Below are 16,759 nucleotides of genomic sequence, written 5' to 3' on the forward strand. Positions count from 1 at the left end.
CCTATTCTTGTACAACGCGAGGTACCTTAAAGTACCCATCCTCTGCTTCTGGAGCATTGGATAAAGCTAAATCATGATTAAGGGATGGTTTTGTTTCATCCTCTCTAAATACATTGTGCAATGGTACTGCATGAGCCATAGGCTCCACACCATCAAGTTCTAATGCATCTAGTTCAGCAACATAAGTCAAGATGTCGGACAACTCTTTTTCTACATGTGCCATATGTTCTTCCTTAACTTCCAAGCGTGAAAGTAAGGCGATTTTTTTAATTTCCTCTTGGCTGATTTTCATCGAGACACATCCTTTCATAATTATTTATTATAAAGCAAATAATATATATTTTCAAAATATTGTAGAATGTATGTCTATTGGATTTCTCCGAGTTCGCGTAGGAGTTCTACAAACTCTTCTTCATTCATAACACGAATACCCAATTCATTTGCTTTAATAAGCTTACTACCACTGTCTTCGCCAGCAATAACAAGGGTTGTTTTCTTAGAGACGGAACCTGTCACCTTAGCCCCATGAGCTTCAAGAATCTTACCAGCTTCACTGCGGCCCATAACCTCAAGCTTACCTGTGAGAACGACGCTTTCGCCTTCCATTTGGTTGCCTGCTGCTTCAACAACATCTACAGTCATTTTAAGTCCTACCGCTGTTAAACCTTCAATGATTGCTACATGAGCAGGATCTTGACGGTATTCAACAATACTATCAGCCATAGTAGGACCGATTTCTTCTACCGCCACCAATTCTTCTTTAGTAATTGTCATGAATCGTTCCATAGATTTCACAACGTTAGCAATTGTGCCGGCTGCTTTAGATCCAATTAGGCGAATACCGAGGCCATACAATACGCGGTCTAATCCACGAGTTTTAGAGTCTACGATGGCTTTCACCAAATTTTCTGCAGATTTCTTACCCATCCTATCCATGGTAACTAGTTGATCTACCGTTAAATGATATAAATCCACCACATTAGTGATTAACTTATTATTAATCAAGTTTTCTACAATGCTAGGACCCAAACCATCAATATTCATAGCATCGCGAGATGCAAAATGGATAATTTGTTCTTTTTCAATGGCAGGACAGTGTTTATTAGTACAACGAACAGCGGCTTCACCTTCACGACGAACTGTAGGAGAGTCACATACTGGACAGCGATTTGGAATAGTGAAAGGCACCTCAGAACCATTACGTTTTTCTGGAACTACGCGGATGACTTCTGGAATAATTTCAGCCGCCTTGTGAATGATAACGTGGTCACCAATGCGAATATCCTTTTCATTGATAAAGTCTTGATTGTGTAATGTTACACGACTTACATTCGTACCAGATACGAATACGGATTCAAGCTCGCCTGTTGGCGTAAGAACACCTGTACGTCCTACATTGATAGTAATATCCTTAAGAACGGTTTCTACCTCTTCTGGAGGATATTTGTACGCTGTTGCCCACTTAGGATCCTTCGCAGTACTACCAAGTACCTCTTGGTCATCAAAACTATTGACCTTAATTACCATACCATCTGTATCGTATGGCAACTCATGGCGCTTTTCACCCCAATAATTAATAGCCTCTATGACCTCGTCAATTGTTTTGCATACGCGGTAATGAGGGTTTACAGAAAACTTAAACGTTTCTAAGCTTTGTAATAATTCCTCTTGGCTATGAATATTAGCCCCCACTTCAGAACCGATTGCATAGGCAAAGAATGCTAAATTACGACTAGCCGTAATGGCAGGATCTTGCTGACGCAAAGAACCGGCTGCTGCATTACGAGGATTTACGAAGGTAGGTAAGCCCTCTTCGTCACGTTCTTCATTTATACGTTTAAATTCACTATGAGGCATATACGCTTCACCGCGAACCTCGATAAATTCTGGCGCATTCTCTAAATATAAAGGAATGGATTTAATAGTACGCACATTAGCAGTTACGTCTTCACCAATGCGACCATCACCACGTGTTACGGCACGTACAAACATGCCGTTCTCATAGTGCAAATTAACAGCTAAACCATCGATTTTAAGTTCTACCACATAAGCAGAAGGCTTATGACCTAATTCCTTCTCTACACGACTAGCAAATGCACGTACTTCATCAGCACTAAATACATTAGATAAGCTCAACATAGGACGGCCATGAACGACCTTTTCAAAGGAACCTTCCACCTTCATGCCTACCCGTTGTGTTGGAGATGATGGCACAATATATTCAGGATGAGCTGTTTCCAAATCAACAAGCTCACGATATTTTTTATCATATTCAAAGTCACTCATTGTAGGAGCATCTTTTACGTAGTATAAATACTGCGCATGAGTTAGCTCTTGTTGTAACTCTTTAATTCTATCTTTCGGATTCATATTACATCCCTTTTACAGTGCAGTAACACTCTATACGTTCCTTACAAGTAAGGTAGAGAGGTTAACTGCCATACACAAATTTTATCCCTTCTTAACAGGTGCAAATTTTGCCATTACTACACGTACACCTTGTGTGGGGAATTCAATTGTCAGCTTCATACCAGCCCCTTCGCCGGCAACATTGATGACTTTACCATTGCCCCACTTGCTATGAATAGCCGTATCACCAACCTTCCAATCGGCAATTACTTCATTGCGAACGATTGGCTTTGTAACTGGTCGGCTTGTGACACTCATATGTTGCGGCACATGACGCTTAATATCATCAGGTACTTTACGCTTAGCACGCAAACCATCTACTAACTCTTCTGGAATTTCATCGATAAAACGAGATGGTAAATAGCTGCTAGTCCGTCCAAATACGGTACGCGTAGTGGCATTAGAAATATATAATTCCTTTTCAGCACGAGTAATACCTACATAAGCAAGGCGGCGTTCCTCTTCAATTTCCTCAGGATTCATCAAGGTGCGACTATGAGGGAATAAACCTTCCTCCAAGCCACCTAAGAATACAATAGGGAATTCCAAACCTTTCGCAGCATGTAATGTCATCAATGTAACTTTAGACTCTTCTTGCTCGAAAGAATCAACATCATTTACAAGTGCTACTTGTTCCAAGAAGTCTTCCACTGTACCAGTTGGATTTGTATCTTGGAAGTCTTTAGCTACAGATAAAAGCTCACCGATATTCTCAGCGCGAGCTTGATCTTGTGGATCTGTACTTTCTTCCAACTGAGCTAAATAACCGGTTCTATCTAAAATGGACTCTAGAATATCTAGTACTGTTCTATCTTCCATTTCAGCTACGAGAGTAAAGATAAGGATACCAAAGTCCTCTAACTTTTCCTTTGTCTTACCTTTAATCGTATCTACTAGATGCAGCTGTGTTAATGTCATAAACAAGGACGTGCCATTCGAGCGAGCATAATCTTGTAGTTTTGCCACTGTAGTAGCACCAATACTACGCTTAGGTACATTGATGATGCGCAATAAACTTAAATCATCGAATGGATTATATAACACACGTAGATATGCCAAAACGTCCTTAATTTCTTTGCGATCGTAGAACTTTGTGCCCCCTACCATAGTATAGGGCAATGCTCTCTTAATCAGTGCTTCTTCAAGTACACGAGATTGAGCATTTGTACGGTACAAAATAGCCATATCACCATAAGGTACACCATGAATATCGTGCTTTTTAGCGATGGTATCGCCGATGAAAGCAGCTTCTTCATGTTCAGACTGAGCCGTAAAATGTTGAATTTTAGCCCCTTCTGTCTTATCTGTCCATAAATTTTTCTTAGGACGACCTTCGTTATTTTCAATTACTGCATTGGCTGCATCAAGAATAATCTTTGTAGAACGGTAGTTTTGTTCCAACTTGATAGATGTGCAGTTTGGATAATCCTTTTCAAAGTCCAAAATATTTTGAATATCTGCGCCACGCCATGCGTAGATACTTTGATCAGCATCACCTACAACGGCAATATTTTTCCAATGAGAGGCTAATAATTTAGCCAATAAATATTGAGCATGGTTCGTATCTTGATATTCGTCGATCATAACATAACGAAAACGCTTGCTATATTTATCTAACACAGCCTCATTGGACTGCAATAATTTAACGGCTACCAATAAAAGATCATCAAAATCTAGAGCATTATTCTTACGCAATTCCCGTTCATAATACTCATATACATCAGCAACCTTTTGTTGGTAAAAGTCTCTCGCTTGCTTTCTAAAATCTGAGGCAAATAACAATTTATTTTTTGCATCAGATATGGCACCAATCATAGCACCTACAGGATAGTATTTATCGTCGAGGTTTAATGCTTTTAAAGCAGCCTTAATAACAGCTTGCGAGTCAGATGTATCGTAGATTGTAAAGTTACTGTTATAACCTAAGAAGTTATCTAATTCAAAACGCAAAAATTTCGCACAGAAGCTATGGAATGTGCTGAGCCAAATTCGATTAGCTACATCACCTACTAAACCTTCTACACGACTTTTCATTTCTTTTGCCGCTTTATTGGTGAAAGTAATAGCTAAGATTTCATAAGGATTAACACCTTGAGCCAATAAATGTGCAATACGAACAGTTAAAACCTTTGTTTTACCAGATCCTGCACCGGCTAAAATCAATAAAGGGCCTTCCGTATGTTGAACGGCTTGTTGTTGCTCTTTATTTAAACCTGTTAATAATGAATTCATCGGAACACCCCTATCGCCCTTACATATACTATAGTTTCATAATCATATAAATAGAGAAGAAGAACGTTGCAAGCAACGTTCTTTTCCCTTTGTATACTACTATACTATTTCATAGCACCAAGAATTGGTGGTACGATTTGTTTTTTACGAGACATAGTATTTGGCAAGAATACACCATTATCTTTAACTTCTTTTTCGAATGCTTTTGTTACTACAGCTTCTACATCACCGCTGAATAACAATGTAGTGCTTTCATCAAGAATATTTGTAATCATGATGTAAGATGCATCATAGTTATTAGCACTGCGAAGAGCTTCTAACGCTTGTACTAATTCACCTTGTTTAGCCAATACGTCTGTTGTATCCATAACGGAAATTTGACCGATAGAAATTGTTTTACCTGCTTCGGAGAATTCTTTCATGTCTGTACGAACGATGTCGTCGTTAGTCAAATCAGTAATATCTGCACCAGCTTTTAACATATCAAGGCCATAGGACTCGATATCTACACCAGCGATTTCCGCCAATTTATGTGCCATTTCTTTATCTGTTTCTGTGCATGTTGGAGAGCGGAATAAAACAGTATCAGAAATGATAGCGGACAACATCAAACCAGCAATAGTTTTAGGAATTTCTTGATTGTTTTCCATGTACAATTTAGTAATGATTGTATTAGAGCAACCTACTGGTTCTAAACGCATAAATACAGGACCATCAGTTTCGAAATCACCAATGCGGTGATGATCCACAACGCCGCACATATTCATAGACTTGTAACCGTCAATGATTTGTTTAGATTCATTGTGGTCTGTTAAATATAAGTTACCACCTTCTGGAGCAAATTCTTCCCAATTCTTAACGATTTGAGGGTGTTCAAAACCAAAATGATTCAATACGTATGTTGTTTCCTTATTTGCTTCACCTGCACATACTGGAGTAGCTGGTGTACCCATTTGTGTTAAGAAATTAGCAAAGGAAATAGCAGAACAAATAGAATCTGTATCAGGGCTTTTATGACCTGCTACATATGTTTTTACATCACTCATAATATACCTCTTTTATATAAATTTCACACTTAATATCGACTTACGTCAATCCGATTTTTAACTCTATTATTATATCATAAATTATATAAAAAAACACGCCACTACTAAGTAGTGACGTGTTTTTGTCATTCTACAAAATTATCTAATGTAAATGATTAGTCGTGATTTTTTTTACGGTTTGTAAACATACCAGGTCCAAGTGTTTCAATGATGATGAACAGCATTGGAATGATAAAGATACCAAACAATGTAGCTGTGGTCATCCCTGCTACTACAGTAATACCCATGGATGTACGAGCACCAGAACCAGCACCAGTAGATACTGCCAATGGCAATACACCAAGGATGAACGCAAAGGATGTCATCAAGATTGGACGTAAACGAATTTTTGCAGCTTCGATAGCGGCATCAACAACGTTCATACCACGTTCGTCAACACGGATCTTAGCGTACTCGATGATTAAGATCGCATTTTTTGCAGCCAAACCAACAAGTGTTAAGAGACCGATCTGCATGTAAATATCATTAGCTAAGGAATATCTGCCTGTGAAGTTCAACAAGAATGGAACTAAAGAAGCACCAATCATACCAGATGGTACGGAGAACAATACGGCAAATGGAACCTTCCAAGATTCATACAAGGCAGCCAAAATTAAGAATACAAATACTAGACCTAAACCAAGAATCATAATGGTTTGAGAACCAGCTTTCAACTCTTCACGAGATTGACCTGCCCAGTCATATGTATAACCGGCTGGTAATGTTTTAGCTGCCGCCTCTTTCAATGCATTTATGGCATCACCAGAGGAGTAACCATTCGCTTGAGAACCACCGATTTGTACAGCCATGGCATTATCAAAACGAGTGATACTAGATGGTGTGCCAGTTTGTTCCTTTGTAATATAGTTAGAAACTGGAACCATAAGGCCCTTGCTATTACGAACAGCTAACATATTAAGCTGATCTGCATTTTGACGGTATGCATCTTCAGCTTGAACTACTACTTTATAGTTTTTACCATATGTAGTGAAGTCATTAACTTGAATACTACCATAGAAACCTTGCAATGTAGTAAAGATATCAGCTAATGCCACACCATCTTGAGCCGCTTTTTCACGATTCACATCAAATTGTAAGGATGGTGTAGATGTATCAAAGGTAGTGTAAATAGATTGAATTGCGGGACTCTTACGAGCTTCTGCTAAGAATTCATTAGCACGTTCCGCCATAACTTGTGGGCTGTCACCAGCTTTATTAATGATATACATACTGAAGCCACCAGTAGCACCTAAACCAGGAATAGATGGTGGATTCAAAGCAACTACAGTTGCTTCTGGTACGCCTTGAGCAGCAAAACCAAAGGTTTGACCAACCATTGCTTTAATAGATGTAGCTTGTGTAGTACGATACTTCCAGTCAGACATAGTAGCAAAGATTACACCTGCACTAGATTTTTGACCGTTCCCTAAGAGGTCAAAGCCAGCTACTGTAAATACCTCTTGGAATAATTGCTCATCTTTTGGCTTTTCTGGATCATTTTTGCCTTCTAAGAAGGAAGCAATTTTTTCAAGTGTTGCCATCGTACGCTCAGATGTAGCACCTGGCGGTTCATTAACGGCAATCATATAATAACCGCTATCCTCTGCTGGTACAAAGGATGTAGGCAAGAAGTGGAATACCAAACCAGTACCACCTGCGAAAATTAAAAGAGCAATAACAGTTAAGCTCAAACGATGGCTTAAACGAGCCAATTGAATACCATACCAATTGCTGAAACGTTCTAGAGCTGCATTGAATTTATTTAACTGACGATGCACCCAATCTTCACGCTCTTTAGGCGTATGAGGTTTCAACATCGTAGCACATAACGCTGGTGTTAACACAAGAGCTACAATTGCAGAGATAACAACAGACACAGCAATTGTTAGGGCAAATTGTTTGTATAAGATACCTGTCATACCGCCCATAAAGGCAACTGGTACGAATACTGCGACTAATACGAAAGCAATACCAATTACAGGACCTTGTACATTTTCCATCGCTTTAATAGCCGCCTCTTTCGGAGGTAAGCCATTATATTTTAATTCATACTCTACCGCCTCTACTACAACGATAGCATCGTCAACAACAAGGCCAATAGCCAATACCATAGCGAATAATGTTAACGTATTGATGGAAAAACCAAGCAATACGAAAGCACCAAATGTACCTAGCAAGGATACTGGAACAGCAATCATAGGAATGATCGTAGATCTCCAGGATTGTAGGAACACATATACTACGATAAGAACGAGTAACAATGCTTCTACAAAGGTATGCTCTACCTCATTGATAGATGCACTTACGAATTTAGTATTATCTACAACCACATTATATTGCATATCTGGTGGGAAAGATTTAGATTGTTCATCTAGTACCTTCTTAACATTCGCAATAGTTTCTAATGCATTCGCATCATTTTGTAAAGAAATAGCAAAACCTGCAACCTCTTTATGAGCGGACTTAGCAATAAAGTCATATCCTTTAGCGCCAATTTGAATGCGAGCAACATCTTTTAGATGCAATACCTTACCATTAGAACTTTTAATAGCAATATTGCCAAATTGTTCAGGCGTCACAAGACGACCTTCAATTTTGATAGGATATTGGAATGCTTGCTCCCCATTAGTAGGATTTTGACCAACTGTACCTGCCGCAGCCTGTAAGTTTTGCCCCTTAATAGCTACTGTTACTTCAGAAATGGTAACACCAAGATTTTGCATCTTCGCTGGATCTAACCAAATGCGCATAGCATAGTCAGAGCCGAACTCTTGTACAGAACCGACACCCTTAATAGCTTTGATGGCATCCATCATATAGTTAGTACCATAGTTTTTTAAGAATGTGGAGTCATATGTACCGTTTGGGGAGTTCAAAGAGAAAATCAAGGCCATATCACCAGAGGATTTAGTAGTTGTAACACCAACTGCTTGTACCTCTGCAGGCAACTGTGCAAGTGCTGCTTGAACACGGTTTTGAGTATTAACCGTATCCATATCGGCATCTGTACCTTGATTGAACTGAACAGTCAAAGAGTAGCTACCATTACTAGAGCTACTAGATGTCATATAGTCCATATCTTGTACGCCTACAATTTGTGTTTCAATAACACTAGCCACGGTATCATTTACAACTTGAGCCGTTGCACCAGTATAGGCAGTATTTACACGAACTGTAGGTGGAGAAATTTGAGGATATCGAGCTACCGGGAGGTTCATCATAGAAATGAGACCTACCAAAGTAATAACAATGGCTATTACGATGGCAAAGATAGGTCGATTAATAAAGAATTTCGACACGATCTAGCCCCCTTCTATTTTGTAGCTTTTAATTGTTCTTTGGAAAGCAATTTAGCATTAACTTTCGCACCGTTTTTAACCTTAGTCAAACCATCAACGATGATTGTGTCTCCAGGTGCTAAACCAGCTTTGATAATTGTATCGCTACCACTTGTACCGCCAACTTCAACACTTTTTTGTTCTACTACACCATCAGCATTTACAACAAAGATAAAGTTTTTATCCATAATTTGAAGAATAGCGCGACTAGGAACAAGGATAGCATTTTTAAGTTTTTGACCAGGTGAGATTACTGTGGCAAACATATTTGGCAATAACAAATGATCAGGATTTGGGAAGGACGCTTTTAACACGAGCTTACCTGTAGACTGGTCAAGGCTTTTTGCAGCTTGAACAATAGAGCCTGGTTGATTATATGTTTCACCATCAGCAAGCTTTAACTGAATATTTGGACCATTGGAATCATCACCAGTTGGATTTTTCATGAAGTCAAGATATTCTTGTTCAGTCATACTAAATTCAACAAAGATAGGATCAATGGAGTCAATCGTAACCAAAGTAGTGGAGCCAGCTTGAACAAATGTCCCTAGATCGATATCATCCATACGTAATGTACCAGAATATGGAGCATATACAATTGTATCACCCAAATTGTCTTGAGCAATTTTTACGGATGCTTGATAAGCCTCATAAGCAGCCTTAGCTTGTTCTGCAGTACTGCGTTGCGTATCTACGCGTTGTTGCGCAATAGCATCTTGTTGAGCTAAGGTTTCATAACGGTTAAGATCTACTTCAGCATTTTTATAAGTCGCATTAGCCTGAGCCGCTTGTGCTTCTGCATTAGCAAGAGTAGCTTCGTATTGACGAGAATCAATACGATATAATGGTTGACCAGCTACAACTTGTTCTCCACCTTTAACATATTTTTCAACTACATAACCTGATACACGAGCATGTACAGCTACAGAGTTTTCTGCAACTACAGTACCAGCATAGGTTTGATTTACCTGTGCATCACTGGCAGTAATTTTGTATGCATTGACACTCACGTCGCCTGCTTGCTGTTGATTGCTCCCACAACCAGCAACCATTACAGCGGATACAACGAGAGCCGCTAACATACGGGAATAACGGAACTTCATTATCTGTACTCCTTTACACGAAACTAATCATTTATGTGTCATAATTACATAAATATCTATATATATTTTACAGGATTCTATAGACAAAGTCAATTTTTTCGATACTCCTCCACCTTTATAGAACATAGATAAAATCTAATTAAATTCATATTCATTGCATACAATCAAAACGACAAAAATTATTGACATTTTAGATTCTTTGTGTACACTTTTTTCTAATTAAATATCTATGCTCCGTGGGGAAATCATGGTGAAATCATGGTGAAATTTCAAGCGAACAAATGCGTATTTAAGCGATCATATAGGAACACTAAAAAAAGCTAGAAGATTAGGTAACTACTGATTTTATCCAGTAAATACGTATCTTCTAGCTTTAGCTTGAATATTGGTGGAGATGAGGGGAGTCGAACCCCTGTCCAGAAGTGTTGCCATATAGACTTCTCCGAGCACAGTCTATGATTTAAGTCTCAGGTTGCTACCGCTCACAGACAAGCTACACAACCCCAGTTCATATTGTCTCGCCTAATTCATATGAACAACTGAATTAAGCCAGCCTACGATTTGACGTCCATTCACACTTGGTAGGCACAAGTATGAGGGACGTAGCTTATGCAGCTAATGCAAAATTTTCTTCTGCGTTTAAATGTTTTCCCACCGTTTAACGGCCTCATGGAACGCCGACTCGCTATCTATACCACACGCACCCCTGTCGAAACCTTTACATCCCCGTGCGTCGGTCTCATAATTATAAGCCTATTTAGTATTACTGTCAATTATATGAAACCTTCACCAATTCGGTATATTCACTACTCTTAGCCTTCTCAACTTATCTAAATTTGACAGCTTTACCAATCCAAGGATTCTTTTATCACTTATTACTGTCTTTAGTGAATATATTATCTATTATCATGATTATAACTGTTTCATAGCATTATGCAGTGATTGGCACACATAATCTATTTGTTCTTTATTATGCGCAGCAGTCACCGTAAGTCTAATTCTGCTTTCACCAATAGGTACTGTAGGGGGACGAATAGCAGTCCCAATAATACCACTCTCATATAGATACTCAGATACTGCAAGTGTATCTTCATTACGCCCAATTAATATTGGGAAAATTGGTGTTTCATTGGTAGCATTAATCCCCATGGAAATCAATTTGTCTGCCATATAATTTACATTTTCATGTAAACGCTGTAAAACGGATATATCTGATTCAAGAACATGTAGTGCAGCTAAGGCAGCCCCTATATCAGCAGGAGATAATGCGGTAGAAAATATAAAACTGCGGCTTGTATTAACAAGATAATCAACAATTGTACTATTAGCAGCCACATAGCCCCCCACTGAACCAAGGGATTTACTCAATGTGCCAAGTTGTATATCTATCTCTTTTTCAAGACCGAAATAGGTAGCTGTACCATGTCCATTGCCGATAGTCCCTGTAGCATGTGCGTCATCCACCATGAGCAATGCATTATATTCACGGCTCAGCTCATATAGCTTATCCAATGGTGCAATATCACCATCCATGCTAAAGACACCATCAGTAACGATGAGTTTTCGTGCACTAAGATCCGTTTGTTTTAGTAGATACTTTAATTCCTCTACATCGCAATGACTGTAAGCCTTTATGGAGGCTTTGCTTAAACGACAACCATCAATGATACTAGCATGATTTAAAGCATCACTAAAGATAATAGTGTCCTTATCTGCAATAGCTGAAATTGTTCCTACATTAGCCATATAACCTGTATTAAATACGAGCGCTTTTTCTGTATTCTTAAATTTTGCCAATGCATTTTCAAGCTCTGTAAACAATGGAAATGTTCCAGACACAAGTCGAGACCCACCTGAGCCAGTACCATATTCTTGAGTCCCTTTCAGAGCCCCTTCTATTACACGAGGATCAAAGGTTAGGCCTAAATAATTGTTAGAAGCCATCATTAAGTATTCTTTATCATCTCGTTTTACTCGCACTGCATCTAGAGGACAGTATTCTCTTAAGGTTCGTAAATTATGGTTCTCTATCTTAGAGTCCAATTGTTCTTTAAAAAATTTGTACATTCTATCTCCGTTGAACAAGTACTGGAGCACTCTCCAAATACTCAATTACACTTTCACTATCTATATCAGACCGTACAAAGAAAACACGGCCCCCTATATTTGAGCCCAATTCTTTCATATTAGGAATGCGATGGTATACACCATTGCAAGCAACATAACCTACTGTATAGTCTGGATCATCAGACCAACATAATTCTCCAACAATACCATCTGCTGATTGAACCTTTGAAGCTAATACTAAAGCCTCTCTCATATGTTCATTATCACCTAATGCATAAGAGTCAAAGGAGTCCATATGACTAACACGTACTCCGCGGTCACCTGTATCTAAGCGCTCGCCAGTAATTGTATCCACTAACATAGCGCCGCGCATAGATTTATCTAAACCTTTTAACAAAGATATAGCTTTATGAACAGCTGCCTTACTAATATTAGGACCTTGTAAAAGCTCAGTCGCCAATTGATGAGATTCAGAAATGCTACTAGTTTTATGTTCCTCTACCTTTAGACAGTCAATATATCTAATCTTCTCCGGTGGGATTAAATCTACAGTAATATTGATAAAATCAGCTGTTCCTTTACTGTGATGCAATGCGCGATCAGCTAACGATTGAGCTATAGTCCCTACTTCTTCTAACTTCACAATCCGCTCTGCCCCAGAAATATGGTGGCCCCCTTTTTCATGGGGACCACCTTGTGCTGCACGCATGCGTACACTATATAATTCAGCCATTATGACACCTTCCCTTTAACAAGATCATTTTGAGGTACTTGGCTGTGAATTTTACGGAATACTTTCACAAATACTGGTGCCATAATAACAGTAAAAATCATGCCAGGCACTGCTAATGCAACCATAGGCAATGCAGCCTTACCGATATATACAGACAAGGTCAATCGCGCTAATGCAGATGCAATCGGGCCAGAAATCATAATACCTATCATATGATTGTGGCACATCCAAAGAATTAGCCCTACGATAAGTCTAAATTGCATAGCAATCATAACATTCAAAATAGTTTGTGTACCTAGTGCTAAACCGATTAAACTAGATAGACATCCGCTAATAATATATTTCTTAAATCCGAATACGGCACATATGGCTACCGCCAATGGAGCTGACAGTTGAAACTCTATACCTGGAATGACATTAGGTATTTTAATAGCACCTAATACAGTAATCATAGCCGTTAAAATAGCAACCTCTGTAATGTACCGAATGTTCTGATTCATGATATTTCTCCTCTACTTAGAAAATGTCAACTACAAACACCACTCTTTGTTTACATTATAATTTCAATATACATATTTATCAACTAAAAATGCAAGACAAGTTAACAATTATCACAAAAAAAATCGAGTCATCATGACTCGATCTTTTTATTTTAATATTTTTGTTGTTCTTTGAGACGCTTTGCAATATCTCGCTTAGCATCGCGTTCCGCCATATCTTGACGCTTATCGTATAACTTTTTACCAGTTACAAGGCCTACAGTTACCTTTACATAACCATGGCTAAAATGGAAGTTTAGCGGCACTAAAGAGAATCCTTTCTCCTTAACCTGCGCATGTAATTTATTGATTTCAGATTTATGCATCAACAATTTACGGGTCCGTTCAGGTTCATGATTAAAACGATTGCCCTGTTCGTATGGACTGATATGGACCCCATACAACAAAAGCTCGCCTTTATCAATGCGACAAAAGCTATCCTTTAAGTTCAGTTTACCTTGACGTATCGATTTAATTTCAGTCCCTGTCAAAGCAATGCCTGCTTCATAGGTTTCATGAATATTAAAATCGTGACGGGCCTTACGATTATCAGCAATAAGAGATGGACTAGATTGTTTTGCCATATGTACCTCTATCGTTTACGTTTACTTTTAGATTTCTTTGATTGACTGCGCTTAGTCGTTTTATTAGACTTCTTACGACTTGATTTGCCTTTACCAGATTTTTTACTGAAAGCATCGTACCTAGAATGACTAGATTTATTACTATCACGTCGTGAAGATTTTTTACTGGATTTTCCTGAAGATTTACGACCTTTACGACTACCATAACCATCGCGACTACTTGCATAGTCAGAATCGTTTTGCAATTGTTCTTGTATAGCCATTAAGTTATTGACTTCACCAAGTGCAAAATCGATCTGTTTCTTTTCTACATCGGCTTTTACTAATGTAACAGTTACCTTTTCACCTAAGTGATAGGTTTTACCTGTTCTTTTGCCTACAAGCACAAAATGTTCTTCATCAAAGAAATAGTAATCATCATTCATCATGCTCATATGCACAAGGCCATCGATACCATTTTCTAATTCTACAAACATCCCAAAGGATGTAATGCTAGAAATAGTTCCTTCAAAGACTTCCCCTACAAATGGAACCATGTATTGAGTCTTTTTAAGATCTACTGTATCTCGTTCAGCCTCAGTAGCTACTTGCTCCTGTATAGAAGAATGTTCAACGGCTCCAGCTAAGAATGCTTCGTCTACATCCCGTTTAGAATAACCATTTTTCCAATGCATATCCGCTTTTAAAAGGCGATGAACCATTAAGTCTGGATATCGTCTAATAGGAGATGTAAAATGCGTATAACATGTAGATGCTAAGCCAAAGTGTCCCACATTGCTAATACTATATTTAGCCTGTTGCATAGAACGCAAGGTCATAATTTGAGCTACTTGCTCAATATCTTGGCCCTTTACTACATCTAAGATTTTTTGGAAATCTCTTGGTGTTACACCATCAGCACTAAGAACGAGATTTTGCCCCAAGTAATTTAATACCTTTTGGAATAAATCTAACTTTTCTTCACTTGGGTTCTCGTGAATACGATATACCGATGTACGATGCGTATTCTTTAAGTGTGTAGCCACTGTTTCATTGGCAATGAGCATACATTCTTCGATAAGTCGTTCCGCCATGGTTCGATCTCGTTTTACAATACGTAACGGTGTACCATCATGATCGAGTAATACTTTATATTCAGGGAAATCAAAATCTAAAGCACCTCTACGACGACGCATTCGATTCAAAATCTTGGAAATTTCTGCCAAATCATGCAGCATAGGCATAAAGTCTTGTAAATCATCAGGAATGATGTTTTCTTCCAGTGCTTTATATACCTCTTTATAACTACAACGACGTCCTACATGGATAATAGATGGACGAATACGATAATTTACAACCTTACCATCTTTATCTATTTCCATCATACATGTCATAGCATAACGGTCTTCATGAGCATTTAAACTACATATGCCGTTAGATAGGACCTCAGGTAACATCGGTACTACACGATCTACTAAATACACAGATGTGCCGCGTTTATAGGCCTCATTATCAATAGCCTGTCCGGATACTACATAATGACTCACATCTGCAATATGTACACCTAACTCATAATTACCATTTGGTAATTTTCGGCCACTCACAGCATCGTCTAAATCTTTTGCATCTTCCCCATCGATAGTGACCATTTGTAAGTCACGAAGATCCCAACGGGCTGGGTCTTCATGAATAAGGGTATCAATTTTCTGGCTCGCTTTGATAACATCATCAGGGAAATTAAATGGAATCTTATGATTAGCCATGATGCAGTTAATATCAAGACCTACATCGCCCTTATAACCAAGAATTTCAGTAATAACACCTTCTGGCTTTTTATCGCCTTCAGGCCATTTAGTAATTTTCACTAATACCTTTGCTCCACTACGAGCATCTAATGTATTTTTTAAATCTACAAAGATATCAGTCCCAATTCGCTCATCATCAGGGATGACAAAGCCAAAGTGTTGTTGTCGGTCATAAGTACCCACTATGGTTTCATTAGCTCGTTCAATAACATCGACGATAATGCCTTCTCGTTTATGCTTTGTATAATTAGAAGGTACGACGCGAACGCGAACCTTGTCATTATGCATGGCAGTACCTTTATTTTGTTCTGCTACATATATATCTTCATCTTCAGGCATAATGACAAAGCCAAAAGACTTACGATAGCCCTTATAAATACCTTCATATTCTTCATATTGTTGCTCTGCATATTGATATACATCAGGTCGTGAAGATGTTAATACCCCTTCTCGAGCAAGCATTTTTGCAGAACGAATAAACATCTCAAGATCTTTACCACCACGGATGTGGTTATCCAAGGCAGCATCTTCAATATGATATGCATGTGGTTGTATAGATTTATAAAAGTCTAATACTTTCTTCTTCAAATCTTCACCTCCTTATTCTGTAAAAAAGAAAAAGCCTGCAAAGCAGGCTTTCATCATTAGAATTGATTAATCATTGCCCCTAACACTAAGCTCAACACAGCAAAGATAATCCCCAATATAATCGTACATTTAGATAAGAAAGCGTCTAAACCGCGTTGCTTACCACCAAAAGAAGAGTCTGCCGCACCAGATACAGCACCGCCCATGCCTGCGTTTTTACTCTCTTGTGCAACAACTACTACGATTAATAAAATAGATACAATAAGTTCTACAATCATTAAGAAATTTGTCACGACT

At 38.5% G+C, this 16,759-nt stretch carries 12 protein-coding genes and 1 other RNA gene; all 13 read right to left on the reverse strand.

Annotated elements, in window-relative coordinates:
* Nucleotide 1: 1 nt before the first annotated feature.
* The 13 genes from gatC to secG all read right to left on the reverse strand — a co-directional run bounded on the left by gatC (nucleotide 2) and on the right by secG (nucleotide 16,755).
* A complete protein-coding gene (gene gatC, locus VCHSUH04_RS05390) occupies nucleotides 2-292 on the reverse strand; it encodes an Asp-tRNA(Asn)/Glu-tRNA(Gln) amidotransferase subunit GatC (protein ID WP_105085673.1) in 291 nt (96 codons plus the stop codon).
* A 74-nt stretch (nucleotides 293-366) separates the two neighbouring features.
* Nucleotides 367-2,370, reverse strand: a complete 2,004-nt coding sequence (gene ligA, locus VCHSUH04_RS05395; RefSeq protein ID WP_105085674.1) for an NAD-dependent DNA ligase LigA — start codon at nucleotides 2,368-2,370, stop codon at nucleotides 367-369.
* Between the two features lie 81 nt (nucleotides 2,371-2,451).
* Nucleotides 2,452-4,641 carry a DNA helicase PcrA gene (pcrA, locus tag VCHSUH04_RS05400; RefSeq protein ID WP_105085675.1) on the reverse strand — a complete coding sequence of 730 codons (2,190 nt, stop codon included), beginning with the start codon at nucleotides 4,639-4,641 and terminating at the stop codon, nucleotides 2,452-2,454.
* Between the two features lie 104 nt (nucleotides 4,642-4,745).
* Nucleotides 4,746-5,687 (reverse strand): manganese-dependent inorganic pyrophosphatase, encoded by a 942-nt coding sequence (locus VCHSUH04_RS05405; protein WP_105085676.1) that lies wholly within the window; start codon nucleotides 5,685-5,687, stop codon nucleotides 4,746-4,748.
* A gap of 155 nt (nucleotides 5,688-5,842) precedes the next feature.
* Nucleotides 5,843-9,025 carry an efflux RND transporter permease subunit gene (locus VCHSUH04_RS05410; protein WP_105085677.1) on the reverse strand — a complete coding sequence of 1,061 codons (3,183 nt, stop codon included), beginning with the start codon at nucleotides 9,023-9,025 and terminating at the stop codon, nucleotides 5,843-5,845.
* A gap of 14 nt (nucleotides 9,026-9,039) precedes the next feature.
* Complete coding sequence (locus VCHSUH04_RS05415) at nucleotides 9,040-10,167, reverse strand: efflux RND transporter periplasmic adaptor subunit (RefSeq protein ID WP_105085678.1); 1,128 nt, start codon at nucleotides 10,165-10,167, stop codon at nucleotides 9,040-9,042.
* 386 nt (nucleotides 10,168-10,553) lie between these two features.
* Nucleotides 10,554-10,895: a transfer-messenger RNA gene (ssrA, locus tag VCHSUH04_RS05420) on the reverse strand.
* A gap of 184 nt (nucleotides 10,896-11,079) precedes the next feature.
* Complete coding sequence (bioF, locus tag VCHSUH04_RS05425; protein ID WP_105085679.1) at nucleotides 11,080-12,234, reverse strand: 8-amino-7-oxononanoate synthase; 1,155 nt, start codon at nucleotides 12,232-12,234, stop codon at nucleotides 11,080-11,082.
* A gap of 1 nt (nucleotide 12,235) precedes the next feature.
* The gene (locus VCHSUH04_RS05430) at nucleotides 12,236-12,967 is read right to left on the reverse strand and encodes a 6-carboxyhexanoate--CoA ligase (RefSeq protein ID WP_105085680.1); all 732 of its coding nucleotides are present in this window, start codon (nucleotides 12,965-12,967) and stop codon (nucleotides 12,236-12,238) included.
* Complete coding sequence (locus VCHSUH04_RS05435; RefSeq protein ID WP_105085681.1) at nucleotides 12,967-13,467, reverse strand: hypothetical protein; 501 nt, start codon at nucleotides 13,465-13,467, stop codon at nucleotides 12,967-12,969. Before VCHSUH04_RS05435 ends, VCHSUH04_RS05430 begins: the two co-directional genes overlap by 1 nt.
* Before the next feature lie 152 nt (nucleotides 13,468-13,619).
* Complete coding sequence (gene smpB / locus VCHSUH04_RS05440) at nucleotides 13,620-14,090, reverse strand: SsrA-binding protein SmpB (protein WP_004697155.1); 471 nt, start codon at nucleotides 14,088-14,090, stop codon at nucleotides 13,620-13,622.
* A gap of 8 nt (nucleotides 14,091-14,098) precedes the next feature.
* Nucleotides 14,099-16,462 (reverse strand): ribonuclease R, encoded by a 2,364-nt coding sequence (gene rnr / locus VCHSUH04_RS05445; RefSeq protein WP_105085682.1) that lies wholly within the window; start codon nucleotides 16,460-16,462, stop codon nucleotides 14,099-14,101.
* 56 nt (nucleotides 16,463-16,518) lie between these two features.
* Complete coding sequence (secG, locus tag VCHSUH04_RS05450; RefSeq protein ID WP_105086005.1) at nucleotides 16,519-16,755, reverse strand: preprotein translocase subunit SecG; 237 nt, start codon at nucleotides 16,753-16,755, stop codon at nucleotides 16,519-16,521.
* Between the last annotated feature and the right edge of the window lie 4 nt (nucleotides 16,756-16,759).

Origin of the sequence: Veillonella sp. T14073-2 (assembly GCF_002959875.1) — a bacterium.
GTDB classification, from domain to species: Bacteria; Bacillota; Negativicutes; order Veillonellales; family Veillonellaceae; genus Veillonella; species Veillonella infantium.